Here is a 21,121-nt window from a genome sequence, read left to right on the forward strand (position 1 = left end):
TATAGTTTAAGCGTTAGATAATTTTTTTAAGCGGAAAACCGAAATAAGGACTAAAATAATAGCAATGATTACAAGAATCATTTTTGGTTCTGGCCTTGCAAAAAATTCCAGAAATAAAGCGGTTATCATGGTTATTAATAAAAAAGCAAATGCGATTTTACCAATTGTTTTATTTTTATTAATAGCGAAAATGATAAATAATGTTGCTAATCCAAGTTCTGCAATTCCTGTAAAGATTCTAAATAAATCTGCAGGAATACCAAAGGCATTTTCAAATTGTTGAAAGCCTTCGATACTTTGCGGTTTTCCTAATAATTTAGGAATCGCAAAAAATACCATTACAGCAGTTATCAAAACGTTTATTATTTGATTTTTTAAATATTTCATTTATTTTAATGCTATAAGTTGATTTGCTATTTGTGTTAAATTGGATGCCACAATTTCTGGTTTATCTGCTAAAGGATATAATTGTGCTCCTGGTCTGCTAACAAAAGCACCTCTCCAATCTGCCCAAAGTGCACCTGCAATATCCCATCCATGTGCAGCAATTAGTAAGCATTCGATAGGTTTAATTCCCATTTTTCTTGCCGCCCAATCATAAGCATCTGTATGTGGTTTAAATTTTCCAATATCTTCGATACTCAAACGATCATCAAAAAAATCAATTAAGCCTGCATTTTCAAATTGGGTTTGCACACCTTTGTTAGAGGAGTTTGTAAAGGATACTAGTTTATAACCAGCATCTTTTAATTTTTGAAGTGCTTCTTTTACTTCGGGATGTGCAGGTAAAGATCGAATCGGACCTAAAATAGCTTCTTTTGCTTCGGTTTCTGATATTGTAATGCCATGGTTAGAAGCAACCATTTGTAAGGCAGCAGCACCAATAATTCCAAAATCGTTGTATTGTCTTCCTACTGTGGTTACTAAAGAATACTGTAACATGGTTGTAAACCATAATGGTAATAAATCGCTTCGGTTTCCTAATACTTTACCAACACTGTCTTTCATTACAGTAAGGTCTAGTAAGGTTTCATTGACATCAAAAAATAATACTTTAGGTCGTATGTTGCTTTTTTCTTTTTTTTCTGGTTCCTTTAAAGAAGAGCTAAATGCTAAATGCGGCGCAGCTAAACCTACTATTGCTGCTTTTTTTAGAAAGTCTCGTCTATTGTTTTTTTCGTTTTTCATATATATTATCATTAATTAAAAACATACCAACTAGTATGTTTTAGGGTAAAAAAAATTAAGCTTTTATTTGTTTTAGGTAGATGGAAAGTCCGGAGATAAATTCATCAATAATTATGTCATTATCATATAATTTTCTAATGCCACGAATTCCTTCAAAAGCACTTATGAGGTAAACAGCTACTGCTTTACTGGAAACATTTTCGCTGATTGTTTTTTCAGTTTTACCTCTATGGATTAAATGGGTAAGTGCTGCTTTCCATTCTTCAATAATACTTCTTAAAGCCATTTGGTATGCTATTTCGAGATCTCCAATTTCATTTATAAAATTATTCATTGGGCAACCGTGTTGCTTATCATATAGCGGAAAAGACTTTAATCGCTCTAAAAAGGTGGTTTCTAAAATCTCTAAAGTGTTTCCTGGTTTGTACAAAGGTGCAATCATACCGTCATGTACCCTTTTTTGAAGTTTTAAACTAATTACGGCAAGACCAAGCTCTTTTTTGTTTTTGTAATGATGATAAAAAGCTCCTTTAGTGAGTTTGGTAGCTTTCATTATTTTATCGACACTTGTAGTTTTAAAACCATTTTCATAAAACAGCTTAAAAGATTCGTTTAGAATGTTTTGCTTTGTGAGTTCCGATTTTAATTCTTGTTGCATAGTGCAAATGTATATTAAAAAATACTAGTCGGTATGTTTTTGATTTTTATTTAACAATTTTTTAAAAAATATAATTATTTTGGATGTACATATTTCAAAAGTAATAGGAGCGAAATTAGATATGAAAACAAAAGCTACAGAAATAGGTGTAGCTTTGTTTTCTTTCTTTTACGGATTCGTTATTTAAGATAAGCTATTTTAAAAGCTAAGGCTATAACCCATTTTAGAAACATCATTTTTTAGTTTTTTTAATTGATCTGCGTTTAAACCATAGTTACTTTGTCTAGAGGCTATTAACTGTTCTTTGTTTAAAATTCGTTCAAATTTCACCTGGTTTTTGTATATAATATACTTAAGATTATTAAATGATGCCTTCTTACTAATTTCTTTACTTTTTTCTCTGTGAGCATTATCTCTTTTTTCAGTATATGCTTCTGAAAATACTTTATTAGCTTTCAATAATTGGTCCTCAGATAAATTTAATTGTGCTATTCTTTTAATCTCGTTATTAACATAATTATCTTCAGTTTGATCAATAATTTCCTGATTAAGTATACCGGCAACCGTGCTCATACAGGATTGGAAATTAAGACTAATTGTAAATAGTAATACAGCTAAAGTGATTTTTTGTTTCATTGAAATGGGGTTAGAGGTTATATTAATTTTAAGTTTACAAATTAATAGGTTTTTTCTGACTTTAATATGATTTTTGAAATAAACCAGCAATTAAAGATGGTTTATTATTTTTCATAAATTTCCAATTGTTTTATTATTTGATTTCTGTAACAGGAAGTGCTTCCCCTTTTCTAATCCCATTGAAAATTTACATGTACGCAGATTTTTTCAGGATTTATTTTCCTTTGTTGTTTCTCGTTAGCAATGGAAATGGCTGTAAGAAAACCATGTGCTTTCATGGGTTCTTTTGCGATAGTTTATTTGAAGAACTATTTTCTTCTTTCTTGCCTCTTATTAAGGGTTAGCGCGAGCATATGAATTACATGGTCTATCAATTAGTTACTTCGTCTATATTCTATTTTTATTTTTCTAATACCATGATCTGTATCCCATTGGTTCACTTCGTTAAAACCATATTTTTTATATAGTGCTGTTGCTGGTCCATTTTCTAGTCCGGTTTCTACAACAAAAAGGCTAGAATCGAATGTGCTTAAAGTGAATTCCATTAGCTTTTTGGCAACGCCTTGTCTAAAGAAGTTTGGATCTACAACCAAACTATTAATAGATGTAAAATCATTCGTGTGATTAATTTCGATGACTCCAGCTAATTGTTTTTCTTTTATATATCCGAAAAATGCAGTACTACTCTTTATATAATTCTCTAGGGTTCTTTTTAAAGGAGGAAAGTCCACTGCTTTTAATAATTCGGCTTCTACTTTATACGAAGATTGAAAAACAGAGCGTATTTTTTTAGCTATTTCTAAATCGCTATTTTCAAGTTTTTCAATCATCTTTCGTGTTTTTAAATGGAGTTAAAGGAAGTTTTTTCGCAAATTTAAATACACTTATTTTCTCTCATACGTTAGAAACGAAAATTCATAATCATGATTTTCATCTTTTACATGATATTTGTCGTTGGTTTTGTTCCAAATTTTAGGATCTATTTTCGGAAAGAAAGTATCCGCTTCAAATACTTCATGCACACGCGTAATTTCAATCTTATCGACTAAAGTCATGGCTTGTTTATAAATTTCGCCACCACCAATAATAAAAGGGTTTAGATCACTTTTAGAGATTGCAATTGCTTTTTCTAAAGAGTTTACTACAATTACACCTTCTGGTACTTGGTAATCTGCTTGTCTAGAGATTACAACATGCGTTCTGTTTGGTAGTGGTTTTGGGAAACTTTCAAACGTTTTTCTTCCCATAATAATATGGTGCCCAGAAGTAAGTGCTTTAAAGCGTACTAAATCGTCACGTAAATGCCAGATAAGCTTATTATCTTTGCCAATAGCGTCGTTTTCTCCAGCGGCAACAATAATAGTTAACACTTGTTTTTTAGCGGCCAAAGCTTCATTGTATATTTCTGTTTTCGCAATATGTGGTGCTTCTTTTTTAAGATTGATTTTTAGTTTTTCAATACGTGCTTGTTGCTTGCTTACTAGTTTTTCTAGTTGTTTTTCTTCCCATTCTTTTCCCATAAAGGTTTGAAACAAAAATACATTTAAAAAATGCCAGAATAATAGCGCAAACCAAACAGCAATGATTACAACAGACCATGGAAGTGTTGCTAGTGTAAATTCATCTGCTAATTGTAAACCAACATTAAAAGTATAGAGTATTAAACCAAAAATTGCAAATACGATCGCATGGGAATAAAAGCGTTTTTTCTGTTTTATTCTACGTTGCGCATTCTGTATCAGCTGTAATTGCTCTTGGTCTATTTTTGGTTTGTTTTTCTTTTTACCGAACATATTTAATAGGTTTCTTATGTAAAGTTACTGAATTCATTTTTGTCGTTCACGAAAACGATATAGTGTGGTTTTCAGTGTTTTATGTTGTTTTTGCGATTATTATATTCTTTAATTCTGAATCCGTTTTGTAGTGATTTAATACTTTTACTATGGGATTTATAATAATAGAATAATAATTCAAAATTAGGTATTTATTTTTTTGATACCTCTAACTTTCTTATTTAATTTGAACTAGCTTAAATCAATAATATTATGGCAATTAAGAAACAATTTTTAAAAAGTAAGCCAGTTTGTAAAGTAACATTTACAGTTCCTGCTAAAGAAGCAAATGAAGTTTTGGTGGTAGGAAATTGGAACAATTGGGATGCAAAAGCAGAGCCTTTACAAAAATTAAAAAACGGAACATTTAAAGGAACAGTAAACTTAGAAAGTGGCAGTTCTTACGAATTTAAATATGTTGTTGACGGACAATGGCAAAACGAGGAACAAGCAGATGCATTTGTTTGGAATGAGTTTGCAGCATCAGACAATAGTGTGATAAATTTGTAATTAGCGACTAGTAAAACAGAAAAGGTGTATTCTTTAATTAGAATACACCTTTTTTATGCTTTTATATTTTTGAAAAAAACGAGGCCATTAAAAATAAATAGTCATTAAAATCCGGAATGGAACCGCGACTGGTTTGCCATTTAAATAACCAGGTTTTTTCATTTTTGGAAGTCGTTTTAAAAGCTTAATCGCTTCTGCAGCAATTTCTTTTTTATGCGCTTTTGCTGTTATGTTTTTAGTCTTTCCCTTTTCATCAATAGTAAATTCTACTAAAAACTGTGTAGATTCGTCAAGCGGAAATAACTTGTCTGCTAATTCATAATTAAAGCCAAGTTTAATAAAATCCACTATTTTTTCTGTAGTACAACTTTTTGTTCCTTGGTAGTCTAGCTTTTCACTACAACTTCTATACATTGGATAGCTATCTATTTTGGCAGGTTTTTCTTTAGAAGAAGAAGTCGCACGAGAAGTTGATTTTGGTGCATCTTCTACTGTAAAACTTATAGGAAATCCGTAAGGTACAATTACCGGTTTCCCTAACTGATAACCTGGTTTATCTAGTTGTGGTATTAGTTTTGTTACACGAATAGCTTCTTTTTCTAATGTTGGATGTGGCGCTCTTGCTCGAACATCTATAACATGACCTTCTTTATCGACTTTAAACTGTACACTAATTCTATGTTTACCAGGAGAAAGATGCAGTGTTTGTGCTAGTTTGGTATTAAAGTTTTTATTAACCAAAGCCGTCATTTTAGTACTCATACATTTTTTGATCGCTAGATTTTCCATGTTTTCATCACAACCAGAATAAACGGGTACAGTTTCAATGACTTCAAATGCAACTTCATCAGATACTTCTGTGGTTTCTGCTTTCGTTGTTGGTTGATCTTGCGAAAAAGAAAATGTGGTACACCATAAGCATACAAAAAGGTAAACGTATTTCATTTGGGATTTTTAAAATTATACAGCAACTGCTCCTTTAATATGTGGATGCGGATTGTAATCTTCGAGTGTGAAATCATCAAAAGTAAAGTCGAAAATATCTTTTACATCTGGATTGATTTTCATTTTAGGAAGGTTTCTAGTTTCGCGAGATAATTGTAATTCTAATTGCTCCATATGGTTGCTGTAAATATGTGCGTCACCAAAAGTGTGTATAAAATCTCCTGCTTGGTAACCACAAACTTGCGCCATCATCATGGTAAATAAAGCATAGGATGCAATGTTAAATGGAACACCTAGGAAGATATCTGCACTACGTTGGTATAATTGGCAAGATAATTTCCCGTCTGCTACATAAAACTGAAAGAAAGCATGACAAGGTGGAAGCGCAGCTTTACCATTGGCAACATTCTCACTAAAAGATTTCGAGTTGTCTGGTAACACCGAAGGATTCCAGGCAGAAACCAACATTCTTCTACTATTAGGGTTTGTCTTTAAGGCCTGAATTACCTCTTTTATTTGATCGATTTCATCATCGTTCCAATTACGCCATTGGTGGCCATAAACAGGACCTAAGTCGCCGTTTTCGTCTGCCCAGCTATTCCATATTTTTACGCCGTTTTCGGTAAGATAATTAATATTGGTGTCGCCTTTTAAAAACCAAAGTAGTTCGTAAATTATAGATTTTAAGTGGAGTTTTTTTGTAGTAACCATTGGGAAACCTTCACTTAAATCAAAACGCATTTGGTGACCAAATACACTTTTTGTTCCCGTTCCTGTTCTATCTCCTTTTTCGTTTCCGTTTTCTAAAACGTGTTGTACTAGGTCTAAATATTGTTTCATAGCATTTCCCACGAAAGTGGGAATCTCATTAAATTAAACTTGATTTTATTAGCAGTTGGAATTAATATGAATAGATTCAACGGCTGCGCTCAGTATGACATAAATAAGCGATGCTAAAATAAAAAAAAGCACCAAGATTTGATGCTTGATGCTTTACTATATTATTATAAAGTTATTAACGATTTTTGCGAACAGCAATTAATAATTTAGTTGCAGTGATTTACTACTAACCTATTATCATTCCTGCAATAGTGGCAGACATAAGCGATGCAATAGTACCACCAATTAATGCTTTTATACCTAACTCAGATAATGTTTTACGTTGCCCTGGTGCAATAGATCCAATACCTCCAATTTGAATTCCAATAGAAGCAAAGTTTGCAAAACCACATAACATATAGGTTGCCATGATAATGGACTTGTTATAGGTTAAATGTGTTGCGCTTGCTACATCTTTTAAGTCTACTAATTGTATGTACCCAACAAATTCACTTGCTGCTAATTTGATACCTAAAAGTTGTCCCATTAAAGTCATATCTACCGTAGCTACACCTATTAGCCACATTAATGGCGCAAATATATAACCCAAAATAAGTTCTAAGGATAAACTTTGATATGCTGTATTAGAAGCAATCCATGTATTTATGGTTGTAATATCTCCAACCCAACCAAGAATACCATTTACCATTGCTATAAAAGCGACAAATACTAAAAGCATAGCACCAACATTTACTGCTAGTTTTAATCCTTCGGTGGTACCATTAGCTATGGCATCTAAAATGTTAGAACCAATTTTTTCGGAAGAAACACTTACATCGGTATTTATTTCTTCGGTTTGTGGATATAATATTTTAGAAACGACAATAGCTCCAGGAGCTGCCATTACTGAAGCTGCTAGTAAATGTTTTGCGAATTGTAATCTTAAAACCGGATCGTCACCACCAAGAAAACCAATGTATGCAGCAAGTACTGCACCAGCAACGGTTGCCATACCACCAATCATTACTAGGAGTATTTCCGATTTGTTCATTTTCTCTAAATATGCCTTAATCAATAAAGGCGCTTCCGTTTGACCGAGGAAAATATTTCCGGCAACACTTAAACTTTCTGCTCCTGAAATCTTTAAGACTTTAGATAAAACGACACCAAAAAATTTCACTACTTTTTGTATGATTCCTAAATAAAATAGGAGCGATGTTAAAGCCGAAAAGAATATGATAGTTGGTAAAACTTGAAAAGCGAAAATGAATCCAAAGGTATCCATATCTACTACTAAACCATCGAATAGGAATTTACTTCCTGCTCTTGTAAAATCTAACACACTAACAAATAAGCCTCCAACCCATTCAAATATTTTTTGAACAAAAGGAATTTTTAAAACACCAACAGCGATTATAAGTTGAAATACCAAACCAAGTCCAACCGTTTTCCAGTTTATTGCTTTTTTGTTATTGCTAAAAAGAAAGGCTAAAACTAAAAGGGAAATCATTCCTAATACACCTCGCCATAAACTTTGTATAGAAAATCCTTGACTTCCTATAATAGTGTCTGTTGGTTCTACAGCATTTTCTATTGCCATCGGGACTTCTTCATCTACTGCCGTGAAATGAAAGACCGTATTTTTTTCGGAGAATACTAAAGTAGAATCGGTATGCTCTTTAATTTTGTAACGACGTATCGTATCGTTAGGTTGGTTGTAGTAAAAAACTAATAAGTTGTTTTGGTGTATATAATCTCCGGAAGCATTTGCTGTACTAAATTCACCTTCGATTAGTTCTAAGGTTTCAAAACTATTGTTTTGGTTATTTGCTATCCATTTTTTTTCTAGATCTTGCGCAATACTTGTAGAAAATCCAAAAAAAATAGCTACAATAGCTAATACAAATTTTTTCATGTGTTTATATTTATTGTTTTTAATTCGTCACATGCTGTTCGCTATTAATGATTCATTTTACATGAAAAACTTTTTAGCATGCTCGTTTCATGTGGTGGTGTTTAGTTATCGTTTAGAGATTTCATCTCTTATGTGTGCTGCTTTTTCATAGTCTTCATTAGCAACTGCTTCGTCTAACATATTGTGTAGATCTTCAATAGTCTTACTGGCAAAGGTATCGCTGGGTGATTCGGTTTCTAATTCTTCGGTAACTAAAGCATCTAAAAGAATATCTCCTTCCATGTTTTTTTCTTCGCTCTCCGGATTTACTTTTAAATAAATCCCGGCTTTGTCCAAGATGTTTTTATAGGTGAAAATTGGAGCTTGAAAACGTAAAGCTAATGCAATAGCGTCACTTGTTCTTGCATCAATGATTTCTTCAATTTTATCGCGTTCGCAAATTAAACTAGAATAGAAAACACCATCTACTAGTTTATGGATGATTACTTGTTTTACAACAATATCAAACCGATCTGCAAAATTTTTGAATAAATCGTGTGTGAGTGGTCTTGGCGGACGAATTTCCTTTTCTAAAGCAATAGCAATAGATTGAGCCTCGAAAGCACCAATAACTATTGGGAGTTTTCTATCTCCATCCACTTCATTTAAAATCAAGGCATAAGCGCCATTTTGAGTTTGGCTATATGAAATACCTTTTATGTTTAACTTGACTAAGCTCATAATATAAAACGCAAAAGACTGTTTAAATTCGGACAAAACAAAATTTAAACAGTCCTTTTTAACAATACAATTTATAAAAAAATATTTATTGTTGGGCCTTAAAGGCTTTTAATTTTTCGATTAATGCTGGTACAACTTCAAAAGCATCACCAACAACACCATAATCTGCAGCCTTAAAGAAAGGAGCTTCTGGATCTGTGTTGATTACTACTTTTACTTTACTCGCATTAATTCCTGCTAAGTGCTGGATAGCACCAGAAATACCAATAGCTATATATAAGTTTGCAGCAACAGGCTTCCCTGTTTGGCCTACGTGTTCGCTATGTGGTCTCCATCCTAAATCACTAACAGGTTTAGAACAAGCTGTAGCTGCACCAAGTACATCTGCTAATTCTTCAATCATTCCCCAGTTTTCTGGTCCTTTTAATCCACGACCAGCAGAAACTACTATTTCGGCATCTGCAATACTTACTTTATCACTTGCTTTGTCTACAGATTGCACATGTACACTAAAATCTGGAATAGCAGGAGCAAAGTCTTCCGCGGAAGCGCTTCCTGTATTTTCTACTAAACCAAATGAATTATTAGATACTGCAACTAATTTTACATCGGTATTAATAGTGGTTATGTTGAATGCTTTATTAGTAAAAGCAGTACGTTTTACTGTAAAAGGAGAAGTACTTGAAGGTGCTTCAATAACATTAGAAGCAAAACCGGCGTTTAATCTAACAGCTAATAATGGCGCTAAATATTTACTGTCTGCACTAGAGCTTACAATAACTACTTTGGCACCTTCTTTTTCTGCTGCTTGTTTAATAATATCTGCATATGCGTTTGCATTAAAAGCATCTAACTTTGTGTTAGTAACGTTTAATACTTTGTCTACGCCATAGTTTCCTAAGACACTAGAATCGCTAGCATTAATAGTTACCGCCGTAACCGTTGTACCCAATTGGTTAGCAACAGCTTTTGCGTATGAAGCTACTTCTAAAGCAACTTTTTTAAATTTTCCTTGTTCTGATTCTGTATATACTAAAACTGACATAATCTATTCTTTTTTTTTCTATCCCAACCCTTTCCAAAGGAAAGGGCTAAAAAAATTACATATTATTTAATCCAATCGTTTCCCTCCTTTGGAGGGGTTAAGGGAGGATTTAAATCACCTTAGCTTCGTTGTGAAGTAAGTTTACTAATTCGTCTAAATTATCTGGAGCTACAAGCGTTACTGCACCTTTTGGAGCAGGTTTTTCAAAACTTACAGAGGTAGTCTCGGCTTCCGTAGCAACAGGTTCTATAACTTGTAACGGTTTTTTACGAGCCATCATGATTCCTCTCATGTTTGGAATACGTAAATCGCTTTCTTCTACTAATCCTTTTTGTCCTCCAATTACTAAAGGCAAGGCAGTAGTAACGGTTTCTTTTCCACCATCAATTTCTCTAGTGGTAGTTGCGTTTGTACCTTCTACTTCCAAACTAATACAGTTATTTACAAAATTTGCATTTGTTAAAGCTGCTATCATTCCTGGAACCATTCCGCCATTATAATCAATAGATTCACGACCAGCAATTACTAAATCATAAGCACCATCTTGAATTACTTTAGCTAATTGCTTTGCAACGGCAAAACCATCTGTAGCTTCTGTGTTTACTCTAATTGCTTCATCTGCTCCAATTGCTAGAGCTTTACGTAAAGTAGGTTCTGTTTCTGGACCACCAACATTAACAACAGCTACACTAGCTCCTTGCTTTTCTTTAAACCACATGGCACGAGTTAATCCAAACTCATCATTCGGATTAATTACAAATTGTACACCATTGGTGTCAAATTTAGTATCTCCTTCGGTAAAATTAATTTTTGATGTCGTGTCAGGAACGTGACTGATACACACTAAAATTTTCATAATTATATAATTTAATTAAAATTGTATTTTTTGTAAAGCCTAGAACTATAACGATTTCGAATAGCTATTTGCAATTTATAATTCTAGGCTTTATTCTCTAGGCTACGAAGTTAATTATAATATTTTGATTATTTACTATGCGTGCATAGTAAATTTTAAACAAATCTTTCTAAGAAAGTTTTTCTTTTATTGCTATTTTTGTTCCGATTAAATAATTAATATAGATGAAATATGTAAAACCCATAGGTTTATATAAACTATTATGTGGTTATAAAATTTCATTTATCAGAATATAAAACAAGAACACGAATGAAGACTATACAATTTAGAGAAGCTATTTGCGAAGCCATGAGCGAAGAAATGCGCAGAGATGAAAGCATTTATTTAATGGGCGAAGAAGTAGCAGAATATAATGGTGCTTACAAAGCAAGTAAAGGAATGCTAGATGAGTTTGGTGCAAAGCGTGTTATTGATACACCAATTGCTGAACTTGGTTTTTCTGGTATTGCTGTTGGTTCTACCATGACAGGAAACAGACCTATTGTTGAGTATATGACTTTTAACTTCGCTTTAGTTGGTATTGATCAAATTATAAATAATGCCGCAAAGATTAGACAAATGTCTGGAGGACAGTTTAAATGTCCTATTGTTTTTCGTGGTCCAACAGGATCTGCAGGACAATTAGGAGCAACACACTCGCAAGCTTTTGAAAGTTGGTTTGCTAATACGCCTGGTTTAAAAGTAATTGTACCTTCTAATCCTTATGATGCAAAAGGCTTATTAAAAGCAGCTATACGTGATGACGATCCAGTTATTTTTATGGAAAGTGAACAAATGTATGGGGATAAAGGAGAAGTGCCAGAAGGGGAATATGTTGTACCTATTGGAGTTGCAGATGTTAAAAGAGAAGGTACAGATGTAACTATCGTATCCTTTGGAAAAATTATTAAAGAAGCGTACAAAGCTGCAGATCAATTAGCAGAAGAAGGTATTTCTTGCGAAGTTATCGATTTACGTACTGTAAAACCATTAGATATTAATACGGTTTTAACTTCGGTTAAGAAAACGAATAGATTGGTCATTTTAGAAGAAGCTTGGCCATTTGGAAACGTGTCTACAGAAATCACATACCAAGTGCAAGCGCAAGCTTTTGATTATTTAGATGCGCCAATTGTAAAAATAAATACAGCAGATACTCCTGCACCTTACTCCCCAGTATTATTTGCAGAATGGTTACCAAATAGCAATGATGTTATAGCAGCTGTTAAAAAAGTAATGTATAAATAAAAACGAATTATTTTCGTTATATAGACTTCATTGGCAACATTGTTGATGAAGTCTTTTTAGTATAATGAAATTAGAAGTGGATTAAATGAAGTGTAAATTAATTGTCTTATTGTTTTTTTTCGGAATAGTTTCCGTGGTAGCGCAAACCAAAGTTAGTGGTAAAGTATTCGATGAATTTAATGAACCAGTAGCTTTTGCAAATGTTATATTTAAAGGTTCTTCTGAAGGTACAATAACCGATGAAAACGGTACATTTTATTTAGAATCGGATGCTACTTGGGATACTGTTTTTGTTTCCTTTATTGGTTTTGCTACTTTAAATGTTCCTCTTGAAAAACGAGTTAATTACGATCTTAAATTTATTTTAAAAGAAGAAGAAGGGTCCTTAGATGAAGTGGTTATTGTTACCGGGAAACAGTCTAAAAAAGAATCTGAAAACCCTGCAATAGCTATTCTTAAAAAAGTTTGGGAGCACAAACGAAAGAATGGTTTAAAACAATTCAAACAATACGAATACGATAAATACGAAAAAGTAGAATTCGATCTTAATACTATAGATAGTTCGCTTATTAAAAGTAAGTTGTTTAAAGGTATGGAGTTTGTATTTGATGAGGTAGATACTTCGCGTGTCACAGGAAAAACCTACTTACCAATATTTATTAATGAAGCCGTTTCTAAAATTTATGGAGACAATACTATTAATAAAGAAAAAATAGATTTATTAGGAAATAAAAACTCTGGTTTTAGCGATAATCAAGTCATTATTGATTTTGTGAATGATTTATATTCCGAGTTTGATATTTATGATAACTACCTTAAGTTTTTCGATAAGAGTTTTGTTAGTCCAATTTCTAGAACAGGAATAAACACCTACAATTACGTTTTATCCGATAGTACGTACAGAGATAATAAATGGTGTTACAACATTATATATTATCCAAGACGTAAAAATGAACTTACCTTTAAAGGTGATTTTTGGGTTGCAGATACTACGTATGCCATTAAGGAAATCAACATGCAAGCTTCCAAAAGTGCCAATATAAACTGGGTAAAAGAAATTTATATAGAGCAGGAATTTGATGTGTTAAATGATTCGTTACTATTATTAAAACGAGATTATTTTATGTCGGATTTCTCTTTTAATAAAAAGGAAGAAGCTCGTGGTGTTTACGGTAAGCGTACTACTTTATATGATAATTATGCTTTTGATATGGCGAAAGACGAAAAATTCTACAGTCAGGAAGTATACAATTATGATAAAGATGTCTATAATAGAGAAGACGACTTTTGGGAGGATAACCGAATGGAGGCTTTAAGTAAAGACGAAAAAGGGGTTTACAAAATGCTAGACACTTTAAAAACCGTTAAAAAGTTTAAGCGTCTTTATAATGTAGGAAGTATTCTGGCATCTGGATATATAGAAATGCCAAGTTTAAATTTAGATTACGGACCCATATTTTCAACCTTTGGTTTTAACGAAGTAGAAGGCGTACGATTAAGAGCTGGAGGAAGAACCTATTTCGGACAAAATGATCTGTGGCGTATCGAAGGATATACAGCCTATGGTTTTAAAGACGATAAGTTTAAATATGGTATCTCTGGAAAAGTACTCTTAAACAAAAAAAATAGATTTATTATTTCTGGTGGAAACCGAAGAGATGTAGAGCAAATAGGAGCGAGTTTAACCACATCAACAGATGTTTTGGGTAGAAGCCTAGCATCTTCATCCATTGTAGGAACAGGAACGAACGATAAACTTACCTCTATTAATCTAACCAGTCTTGCCGTTGAAATGGAACCTGTAAGAAATGTGGTTTTTAGATTAAGCGGAAACTATAGAACTTTAGAGTCGGCATCACCAACTTTTAGTTTAGATTATAATACACCAACAGGAATAGAGTCGGAAGTCAAACAATTTGAAAGTTCTTTATCTGTTTCGTATTTCCCGAAAAGAAAAATGACAGGTTTTGGTGTAGAACGTAGAGAAGCAAATGATAATTTTGCTAGAATATTTGCACAAGTTAGCAATGGTAATCAAAACATGTTTAAAAGTGATTTTGATTATACGAAGGTACAATTATCATACTTACAGCCTTGGTCTGTTGGTGGCTTAGGAAGATTATACACTACGCTAGAAGTAGGGAAAACCTTTGGAGAAGTTCCGTTAGGACTATTAAGTGTCGTTCCTGGAAACCAAAGTTATTTCTCTATTTATAACACCTTTTCTAATCTAGATTATTACGAGTTTGTAACAGACACCTATGCGTCTATGCATATACAACACAACTTTAATGGTCGTTTCTTTTCACGAATTCCTTTTCTACGTAAATTGAACTGGCGAGAAATAGTTGGTTTTAGAGCAGTTGTAGGTGAAGTTTCTAATGAAAACAGAGCGCTTAATGCTTCTGGTTTAGTCTATAAAGCACCAAGTAATAAAGCGTATTACGAATACAGTTTTGGTATAGATAATATCTTTAAAGTCTTTAGAATTGATTTTAATTTTAGAGGAAATTATCTAGACGAAACCAATTATCCGGATGCCAGAAAATTTGGTATTACAGGTAGTTTCGGATTTAATTTTTAGAAATCCTATACCAATTCTGCATCATAAAAATGGGTAGCATCTTTTACAAGTATGCTTAATGTTTCTTTTTCTTTTTTAATACGAGAAGCATCCCAATGTAAGTATTGCGTACAGTCTTTAAGAATAAGCGATTCAAATTTTGCAATACTAGAAATATTAAAATAGAGTCTGCCGGTTCGTCGTACAAAAAAATCAGCAAGACTGTTAATCATTTCATGGTGAATACCATACCATAATTCGGCTCTAATTAGTCTAGCTTCTGGATCTTTATCTAGAAAGGATTGCATTTGCTCTAGTATATCATTCGTTTGTTTACCATAGTTGGAAGTTAAATACCATGCAAAATAATCGTTTTCTATTCCAATTTTCTGAAGCTTTAATTGTAATTTTTTTCGGTATTTTTTCACTTCTTTAGAAGAAGTCATCGCATCTGTTGTCAGCAAAATTTTTTCGGTATACGAATCTTTCAGTTTCGCTACTTGCTTGTCAGTCATGGTGTTTAAAACGGCATCCATAACACGTTGTGCCATTTTTCTATAGCCTGTTAATTTTCCGCCAGCAATAGAAATTAAGCCGCTTTTAGAAATAAATATTTCATCTTTTCTAGATAATTCGGAAGGATCTTTTTCTTCCTCATGAATTAAAGGTCGCAATCCGGCCCAATTGGATTCGATGTCTTTTTCTTTTAAATGAATATCTGGAAATGCAGCATTTACAGCGTCTAGCAAATAATGAATATCTGCTTTGGTAGTAACCACGCGATCTAAATTTCCAAAATAATCGGTATCTGTGGTGCCAACGTAGGTTGCTCGTCCTCTAGGAATTGCAAATATCATGCGCCCATCTGCCACATCAAAATAAACCGATTGTTGTAATGGGAATTTTTCAATAGGAAAAACAATATGCACACCTTTTGTTAGATGTAAATGTTTCTTGTTTTTGGAAGCATCTTTTTCTCGTAATTTATCCACCCACGGACCAGTAGCTGAAACGAAATTTATAGACCTAATGTTAATGCTTTCTCCAGAATTATGATCGATACAATCGATACTTTTTATTTCCTTTTTAGAATTGTAAACAAAGCTATCCATCTCACAATAATTAAGAATCGTCGCACCAAATTCGGAAGCTTTTTTAAGTAATTCTATGGTAAGTCGTGCATCATCTGTTCTGTATTCCGAGTAGTAACCGCTTCCAAGAATCGTTTCTTCATCTAATAAAGGTTCTTTTTTCAAAGTTTCGGCTTTATCTAACATTCTCCTACGATCATCACCTTCTACATCGGCTAAAAAATCATATACTTTTAATCCAATAGAAGTCATCATTTTGCCATAAGTGCCATCTTCAACAAGAGGTAAAAGCATCTTTTCTGGAATCACTAAATGTGGTGCTAGTGTATGCACAATAGCACGTTCTCTGCCAGATTCTCTTACCAAACCAATTTCCAATTGTTTTAAATAACGCAAACCTCCATGAATTAGTTTTGTCGATTTATTACTAGTTCCAGAGGCGAAATCATTTTTCTCAATCAAACAGGTTTTTAGACCTCGTGATGCAGCATCTAGAGCAATTCCTGCTCCTGTAACGCCACCTCCAATAATAACAAGGTCAAATTTTTGTGTACTTACTGTTTTAAGATCTTCGGCTCTATTTAGAATAGAAAATGGTTTTGTTTTCATCATATTTACTCCGCGTCATTAAAGGTTTTGGTTCTTTTAATAGCCGACAACCAGCCTGCATATTTTTGGGTTCTTGTTTTTATATCCATTTTTGGCGTAAAAATTTGGTCTATTTCTCGAATGGACTCCATGTCTTTTCTTGACCAAATTCCTGCTTTTAATCCTGCTAACATGGCAGCTCCAAGAGCAGTGATTTCTAGCATTTTTGGTCTTTCAACAATAACATCAAGCATATCACATTGAAATTGCATCAGGTAATTATTAGCACTTGCACCACCATCCACTTTTAAGGAAGTTAGTGTTTTTCCACTATCTTCTTCCATTGCTTTTATGACATCTTTGGTTTGGTATGCTAAGGCTTCTACTGTGGCTTTAATGATTTCATTTTTTCCAATATCCAGCGTAATTCCGTAGATAGCACCTTTGGCATTGGCATCCCAATATGGTGCTCCTAATCCGGCAAAAGCGGGAACTACATATACATCTTTTAATGGTGGAATACGATTACAAATAGCCTCAGTTTCTTTGGCGTCCTTAATGAATAACAATTTATCACGTAACCATTGTATAGATGCACCACCAATAAAAATACTGCCTTCTAATGCGTAGTTTATAGGTTCATTGGGTAAACTGCAAGTTAATGTGGTGATGAGTCCGTTTTTAGAAGACACATAATCTTTTCCATTATTAAGTAATAAAAAGCAACCCGTGCCATAGGTGTTTTTAGCAATTCCTGCTTCCGAACCTCCTTGTCCGAACAAAGCAGCTTGTTGGTCTCCAGCAACACCATAAATAGGAATTTCTATTTCGTTATACGTTACGGCACCAAAATTAGCGGATGAGGTTTTTACTTCTGGTAACATCGATTTCGGGATATCTAAAGCAGCAAGCAAAGTGTCGTCCCATTTTAAATCTTTAATGTTATAAAGCATGGTTCGGGACGCATTAGTATGATCTGTAACGTGCTGCTTTCCGTAGGTAAATTTATAAATCAGCCAACTATCTATAGTTCCGAAAAGTAGTTGCCCAGCTTCGGCTTTTTTACGTGCTCCTGGTACGTTATCTAAAATCCATTTTAACTTGGTTCCCGAAAAATAAGCATCAATAACCAATCCTGTATGTTCTCGAACATACGTTCCTAAGCCATCCTTTTTTAAGGTCTGACAAATGTCTTTGGTCCTATTGTCTAGCCAAACAATGGCATTGTAAATAGGTTCGCCAGTTTCTTTCTCCCAAACCACAGTGGTTTCTCTTTGGTTGGTAATTCCTATGGCGGCAATTTCTTCCGGAAGAATTCCGGTGTTTTTTAAAACGGTTTCAAAAGTTTCTTTTTGATCCTTATATATTTCGATAGGATCGTGTTCTACCCAACCAGATTCTGGATAATGTTGTGTTAGTTCTTTTTGCGAAACACCTACAATAGAACCTTTTTCATCGAAAATAATGGTCCTGGTACTCGTTGTGCCTTGGTCAAAAGCGATTACGTATTTTTTATGCATGAAGAACTCTTTCAAATATTAAAACATAAAGTACCGAAATTATTTTAATATACTATGCGTGCATAAGAATTATTTTGAAACTTAAATGAGTATTCCGTTTCCCGAGCAATTCATTTCTCAAAAAAGAATTGTAATTTGTAACGGATAAAATTTTAAGATTATGGCTAAAAAAGCAGACCAAACAGCATCCTTTATGGTTCGGTTTAACCAGATTATTTTTGAAGAAGATGGTGAATCTAAGGTACAATGGCGTGGAAAAGTATCGCATGTACAAGGTGGTGAAGATAAAAGTTTTTCAGATTTTAAAGAAGCAGTAGCTTTTATTCAATCCAAATTAGCCGATTTAACCTTAGAAGCTACAAAACATGAATCTCCAGAAGTACAGGATTCTCTATTGAAAAAGAGTTTTTCGCTTTGGAAAACCATTTCTAAAGAAGGTCCGAAAGTAATCCTAGAAACCATTAAAGATCCTAGAAAGCAAGTTGCAAACATACAAGATCAGATTAGTTATTTAGGCGAAGACTTAATGGATAAAGTACATATTGATCAATGGCGAAATGCTTCTCGATCTGATTTTAATACCATAAAAGATTCTATTAGCGGTTTAGCAGATGAGATTAAAAAATTAAATGCTAAAGTCGATGCTATTAGTACTTCAACAAAAGCGACAAAAACTACGAAAACCACGAAAACTACAAAAAGCCCACGAGCTACTAAAAAGAAGTAAGCCTTATAAATGAATCCACTTACCGATAAATTAATAGAATTAAAACAGTTTCAAAAGGATGCGATTATTCGTATTCAGACTTTGGGGCAGTTTAATCTATGGTTGCATAATGAGAAAGTAGATTCCAAAAAATGGGGAAGAGATAAAACCGTTCAATTACTTCAGTATTTAATTTCTAATAGACAACGGCATGCGCTTCATAAAGAAAAAATCATGGATCATCTTTGGGAAGATGGAGATGACAGGGATTTTAAAGTTGCACTACACGGTGTTAATAAAGTATTAGAGCCAGAAAGGCCTTCTAGAACCGAACCTGTTTTTGTGATTAGACAAGGTATTAGTTACCAATTAGATTTAGAAAAAGTTTGGATTGATGTGGAAGCTTTAGAGCAATATATTATTATAGGAAACGAAGCTTTTGGTGATAATCAAGCAATTGCTAAAGAAGCCTATAAAGAAGCTATAGCATTATATCGAGGTGTATATTTACCAAATCGTGTTTTTGAAGATTGGTCTTCGGAAGAGCGCGAGAAAATTCAAATCCTAATTTTAGGAGCTTATGTAATACTTGCTGAATTATTACTTAACGAAAACCCTTTAGAAAGTATCCGTTTAGCACAATGTGCTATTGCCATAGATAATACTTGGGAAGATGCATACCGACTTCAAATGCAAGCTTACATAAAAAAAGGAAACCGACCACAAGCCATTAAAGCCTATAAAAAATGTGCCGATGTGCTAGAAAAAGAATATGGTATTGAACCACTTCCAGCTACAAAAAATCTTCTAAAAGAGATTGAAAACATTTAATTGTAAAATATTTTAAAAATAATTATACTCTGTAAACCCTTGGTTTTACTCCAGTTTTTATTCTTCCTTTTTATAAAAAAACGCTAAGCATCGTTTTTGTAACTCATTTGTAACTACGTGATTGTACGTTTGTACCATAAAATAAGATATAACACATTTAAACAATATATTATGGCTACTAAAACAAAAGCAACATTAATAAATAGTACTACAAATAAAGTGTTGGAATTAACTACGAAAGTAAATGATTTCGCTTTAAATACTACAGAAAAAGCATTCACAAAATCTATTGGTTTAACGGAGAAAGGATTAGGTCTTTCTGCAAAACTAGTAAAGAAAGGTTTAAAAGCATCTGCTAAAAACCAAGATATTGTTTTTAATACTTTAGAAACGGTAAAAGGGAAAGCGGTAAAGTTTATGGCCAAATCTAAATAATTTCAAAAATAAAAGGAACACATACACAAGTGCAACTCATTTGTAACTCGCTGATTGTATGTTTGTACCAGAATTAAGAATAACAACACAATAACAACAATATATTATGGCAACTAAAACTAAAAAAGTAGCAAAAAAAGCAACAAGTAAAGTGAAAAACGATACAAATGTTGTAAATAAAATTAACACAGAATTAGTTAACGCTTCTATAGCTACAATTAATACTGTTGTAGATAATGGTGAAAAATGGCAAAAATTAGCTTCTAAGTTAATGAAGAAGTCAGAAAAGGTAAGAGAGCAACAAATTAATATGATTTTTGATACTGCAGAAGCTGTAAAAGGGCAGTTTGTAACGGGAGCAGATAAAATGAAAGATTTAGTTGGTTACGATGCAACTATAGTTGAGAAAGCTAAAGATATGGCTATGAACAATCCAATAGCGAAAAAAGTATTGGATATTGTAGAAGATATTACAGAGAAAGTTTCTGAAAACCCAATGGTTCAAAAAGCAGAAAAAGCTACTGAAGATATTAAAAACATGGGAGTGGCTAAATATAATGAACTTAAAGGAGATGTGTTAGAGCAAGCTTCAAAAATCATTAACAAGGGAGAAGCTATTATTGAAGACGCTAAAACACCTAAAGCTAAAGTAACTAAGGAAGTGACTAAAAAAGTCGTTAAAGCTAAAAAAACAGTAGCTAAAAAAGCAACTGCAAAAGTCGCTAAAGTTACTAAAGCAACGAAAGTGGTAGCAAAATCAGCACCAAAGAAAACAGTAGCTAAGAAAGCAACTGTAACTAAAAAAGCGGTTACTAAAGTAGCAACAAAAGTAGCTCCTAAAGCAAAAGCTACTGTGGCTAAAAAAGCAACAGCAGTTAAAAAAGAAACGGTAGTGAAAGTAGCAGAAGCTAAAAACGAAGTAGTAGCAGATGTTGCTGAAGTGAAAGTGGAAGTAACAAAATAATACCATAACTTA

21 protein-coding genes are annotated in these 21,121 nt (G+C 33.2%); 7 read left to right on the top strand and 14 right to left on the bottom strand.

Features of this window, described 5'->3' with window-relative positions:
• Positions 1–6: 6 nt before the first annotated feature.
• The 6 genes from ACVCZW_RS02625 to ACVCZW_RS02650 all read right to left on the bottom strand — a co-directional run bounded on the left by ACVCZW_RS02625 (position 7) and on the right by ACVCZW_RS02650 (position 4,275).
• On the bottom strand, positions 7–387 hold the full coding sequence (locus ACVCZW_RS02625; RefSeq protein ID WP_452231035.1) for a DoxX family protein: 381 nt from the start codon (positions 385–387) through the stop codon (positions 7–9).
• The gene (locus ACVCZW_RS02630) at positions 388–1,188 is read right to left on the bottom strand and encodes a haloacid dehalogenase type II (protein WP_452231036.1); all 801 of its coding nucleotides are present in this window, start codon (positions 1,186–1,188) and stop codon (positions 388–390) included.
• A 55-nt stretch (positions 1,189–1,243) separates the two neighbouring features.
• Positions 1,244–1,846, bottom strand: a complete 603-nt coding sequence (locus ACVCZW_RS02635; RefSeq protein ID WP_452231037.1) for a TetR/AcrR family transcriptional regulator — start codon at positions 1,844–1,846, stop codon at positions 1,244–1,246.
• 198 nt (positions 1,847–2,044) lie between these two features.
• Positions 2,045–2,482: a hypothetical protein gene (locus ACVCZW_RS02640; protein WP_452231038.1), complete on the bottom strand. Its 438-nt coding sequence runs from the start codon at positions 2,480–2,482 to the stop codon at positions 2,045–2,047.
• Between the two features lie 374 nt (positions 2,483–2,856).
• Positions 2,857–3,312 carry a GNAT family N-acetyltransferase gene (locus tag ACVCZW_RS02645; protein ID WP_452231577.1) on the bottom strand — a complete coding sequence of 152 codons (456 nt, stop codon included), beginning with the start codon at positions 3,310–3,312 and terminating at the stop codon, positions 2,857–2,859.
• Between the two features lie 54 nt (positions 3,313–3,366).
• A complete protein-coding gene (locus tag ACVCZW_RS02650; RefSeq protein WP_452231578.1) occupies positions 3,367–4,275 on the bottom strand; it encodes a dihydrofolate reductase in 909 nt (302 codons plus the stop codon).
• 252 nt (positions 4,276–4,527) lie between these two features.
• Between ACVCZW_RS02650 and ACVCZW_RS02655 the strand changes: the two genes are divergently transcribed.
• Positions 4,528–4,824 (top strand): isoamylase early set domain-containing protein, encoded by a 297-nt coding sequence (locus tag ACVCZW_RS02655; RefSeq protein WP_452231041.1) that lies wholly within the window; start codon positions 4,528–4,530, stop codon positions 4,822–4,824.
• Between the two features lie 87 nt (positions 4,825–4,911).
• On the opposite strand, the gene ACVCZW_RS02660 is transcribed toward ACVCZW_RS02655, so the two are convergent.
• The 6 genes from ACVCZW_RS02660 to ACVCZW_RS02685 form a co-directional block, all read right to left on the bottom strand.
• On the bottom strand, positions 4,912–5,769 hold the full coding sequence (locus tag ACVCZW_RS02660) for a hypothetical protein (RefSeq protein ID WP_452231579.1): 858 nt from the start codon (positions 5,767–5,769) through the stop codon (positions 4,912–4,914).
• Positions 5,770–5,784: 15 nt separating this feature from the next.
• On the bottom strand, positions 5,785–6,609 hold the full coding sequence (locus ACVCZW_RS02665; RefSeq protein WP_452231580.1) for a thymidylate synthase: 825 nt from the start codon (positions 6,607–6,609) through the stop codon (positions 5,785–5,787).
• A 226-nt stretch (positions 6,610–6,835) separates the two neighbouring features.
• The gene (locus tag ACVCZW_RS02670; RefSeq protein WP_452231581.1) at positions 6,836–8,503 is read right to left on the bottom strand and encodes a NupC/NupG family nucleoside CNT transporter; all 1,668 of its coding nucleotides are present in this window, start codon (positions 8,501–8,503) and stop codon (positions 6,836–6,838) included.
• Between the two features lie 105 nt (positions 8,504–8,608).
• Positions 8,609–9,223 carry a bifunctional nuclease domain-containing protein gene (locus ACVCZW_RS02675; protein WP_452231045.1) on the bottom strand — a complete coding sequence of 205 codons (615 nt, stop codon included), beginning with the start codon at positions 9,221–9,223 and terminating at the stop codon, positions 8,609–8,611.
• Positions 9,224–9,308: 85 nt separating this feature from the next.
• On the bottom strand, positions 9,309–10,268 hold the full coding sequence (locus ACVCZW_RS02680) for an electron transfer flavoprotein subunit alpha/FixB family protein (RefSeq protein WP_452231046.1): 960 nt from the start codon (positions 10,266–10,268) through the stop codon (positions 9,309–9,311).
• Between the two features lie 109 nt (positions 10,269–10,377).
• On the bottom strand, positions 10,378–11,124 hold the full coding sequence (locus ACVCZW_RS02685) for an electron transfer flavoprotein subunit beta/FixA family protein (RefSeq protein ID WP_452231582.1): 747 nt from the start codon (positions 11,122–11,124) through the stop codon (positions 10,378–10,380).
• 270 nt (positions 11,125–11,394) lie between these two features.
• Between ACVCZW_RS02685 and ACVCZW_RS02690 the strand changes: the two genes are divergently transcribed.
• Together ACVCZW_RS02690 and ACVCZW_RS02695 are read left to right on the top strand one after the other, a co-directional pair.
• Positions 11,395–12,411, top strand: coding sequence for a pyruvate dehydrogenase complex E1 component subunit beta (locus ACVCZW_RS02690; protein WP_452231177.1), 1,017 nt, complete (start codon positions 11,395–11,397; stop codon positions 12,409–12,411).
• Positions 12,412–12,496: 85 nt separating this feature from the next.
• Entirely contained in the window at positions 12,497–14,995 is a 2,499-nt protein-coding gene (locus ACVCZW_RS02695) for a DUF5686 family protein (protein ID WP_452231583.1), read from the top strand.
• A gap of 5 nt (positions 14,996–15,000) precedes the next feature.
• Here ACVCZW_RS02695 and ACVCZW_RS02700 read toward each other — a convergent pair whose 3' ends face one another.
• Positions 15,001–16,677, bottom strand: coding sequence for an FAD-dependent oxidoreductase (locus ACVCZW_RS02700; RefSeq protein ID WP_452231584.1), 1,677 nt, complete (start codon positions 16,675–16,677; stop codon positions 15,001–15,003).
• 2 nt (positions 16,678–16,679) lie between these two features.
• Entirely contained in the window at positions 16,680–18,173 is a 1,494-nt protein-coding gene (glpK, locus tag ACVCZW_RS02705) for a glycerol kinase GlpK (RefSeq protein ID WP_452231585.1), read from the bottom strand.
• Between the two features lie 160 nt (positions 18,174–18,333).
• Between glpK and ACVCZW_RS02710 the strand changes: the two genes are divergently transcribed.
• The 4 genes from ACVCZW_RS02710 (at position 18,334) to ACVCZW_RS02725 (ending at position 21,109) form a co-directional block, all read left to right on the top strand.
• A complete protein-coding gene (locus ACVCZW_RS02710) occupies positions 18,334–18,900 on the top strand; it encodes a hypothetical protein (protein ID WP_452231051.1) in 567 nt (188 codons plus the stop codon).
• Positions 18,901–18,909: 9 nt separating this feature from the next.
• Positions 18,910–19,710 (top strand): AfsR/SARP family transcriptional regulator, encoded by an 801-nt coding sequence (locus ACVCZW_RS02715; RefSeq protein WP_452231586.1) that lies wholly within the window; start codon positions 18,910–18,912, stop codon positions 19,708–19,710.
• Between the two features lie 171 nt (positions 19,711–19,881).
• A complete protein-coding gene (locus tag ACVCZW_RS02720) occupies positions 19,882–20,145 on the top strand; it encodes a hypothetical protein (RefSeq protein ID WP_452231587.1) in 264 nt (87 codons plus the stop codon).
• 106 nt (positions 20,146–20,251) lie between these two features.
• Positions 20,252–21,109, top strand: a complete 858-nt coding sequence (locus ACVCZW_RS02725; protein ID WP_452231588.1) for a hypothetical protein — start codon at positions 20,252–20,254, stop codon at positions 21,107–21,109.
• The last annotated feature ends 12 nt before the right edge of the window (positions 21,110–21,121 follow it).

Source organism: Lacinutrix sp. MEBiC02595, assembly GCF_053601555.1.

Bases quoted from the DNA above. Each gene is read 5' to 3' on its own strand.
- ACVCZW_RS02670 (WP_452231581.1), bottom strand. From the start codon at position 8,503: ATGAAAAAATTTGTATTAGCTATTGTAGCTATTTTTTTTGGATTTTCT.
- ACVCZW_RS02655 (WP_452231041.1), top strand. From the start codon at position 4,528: ATGGCAATTAAGAAACAATTTTTAAAAAGTAAGCCAGTTTGTAAAGTA.
- glpK (WP_452231585.1), bottom strand. From the start codon at position 18,173: ATGCATAAAAAATACGTAATCGCTTTTGACCAAGGCACAACGAGTACC.
- ACVCZW_RS02645 (WP_452231577.1), bottom strand. From the start codon at position 3,312: ATGATTGAAAAACTTGAAAATAGCGATTTAGAAATAGCTAAAAAAATA.
- ACVCZW_RS02675 (WP_452231045.1), bottom strand. From the start codon at position 9,223: ATGAGCTTAGTCAAGTTAAACATAAAAGGTATTTCATATAGCCAAACT.
- ACVCZW_RS02630 (WP_452231036.1), bottom strand. From the start codon at position 1,188: ATGAAAAACGAAAAAAACAATAGACGAGACTTTCTAAAAAAAGCAGCA.
- ACVCZW_RS02665 (WP_452231580.1), bottom strand. From the start codon at position 6,609: ATGAAACAATATTTAGACCTAGTACAACACGTTTTAGAAAACGGAAAC.
- ACVCZW_RS02725 (WP_452231588.1), top strand. From the start codon at position 20,252: ATGGCAACTAAAACTAAAAAAGTAGCAAAAAAAGCAACAAGTAAAGTG.
- ACVCZW_RS02635 (WP_452231037.1), bottom strand. From the start codon at position 1,846: ATGCAACAAGAATTAAAATCGGAACTCACAAAGCAAAACATTCTAAAC.
- ACVCZW_RS02625 (WP_452231035.1), bottom strand. From the start codon at position 387: ATGAAATATTTAAAAAATCAAATAATAAACGTTTTGATAACTGCTGTA.
- ACVCZW_RS02720 (WP_452231587.1), top strand. From the start codon at position 19,882: ATGGCTACTAAAACAAAAGCAACATTAATAAATAGTACTACAAATAAA.
- ACVCZW_RS02710 (WP_452231051.1), top strand. From the start codon at position 18,334: ATGGCTAAAAAAGCAGACCAAACAGCATCCTTTATGGTTCGGTTTAAC.
- ACVCZW_RS02680 (WP_452231046.1), bottom strand. From the start codon at position 10,268: ATGTCAGTTTTAGTATATACAGAATCAGAACAAGGAAAATTTAAAAAA.
- ACVCZW_RS02700 (WP_452231584.1), bottom strand. From the start codon at position 16,677: ATGATGAAAACAAAACCATTTTCTATTCTAAATAGAGCCGAAGATCTT.
- ACVCZW_RS02695 (WP_452231583.1), top strand. From the start codon at position 12,497: ATGAAGTGTAAATTAATTGTCTTATTGTTTTTTTTCGGAATAGTTTCC.
- ACVCZW_RS02640 (WP_452231038.1), bottom strand. From the start codon at position 2,482: ATGAAACAAAAAATCACTTTAGCTGTATTACTATTTACAATTAGTCTT.
- ACVCZW_RS02660 (WP_452231579.1), bottom strand. From the start codon at position 5,769: ATGAAATACGTTTACCTTTTTGTATGCTTATGGTGTACCACATTTTCT.
- ACVCZW_RS02685 (WP_452231582.1), bottom strand. From the start codon at position 11,124: ATGAAAATTTTAGTGTGTATCAGTCACGTTCCTGACACGACATCAAAA.
- ACVCZW_RS02715 (WP_452231586.1), top strand. From the start codon at position 18,910: ATGAATCCACTTACCGATAAATTAATAGAATTAAAACAGTTTCAAAAG.
- ACVCZW_RS02650 (WP_452231578.1), bottom strand. From the start codon at position 4,275: ATGTTCGGTAAAAAGAAAAACAAACCAAAAATAGACCAAGAGCAATTA.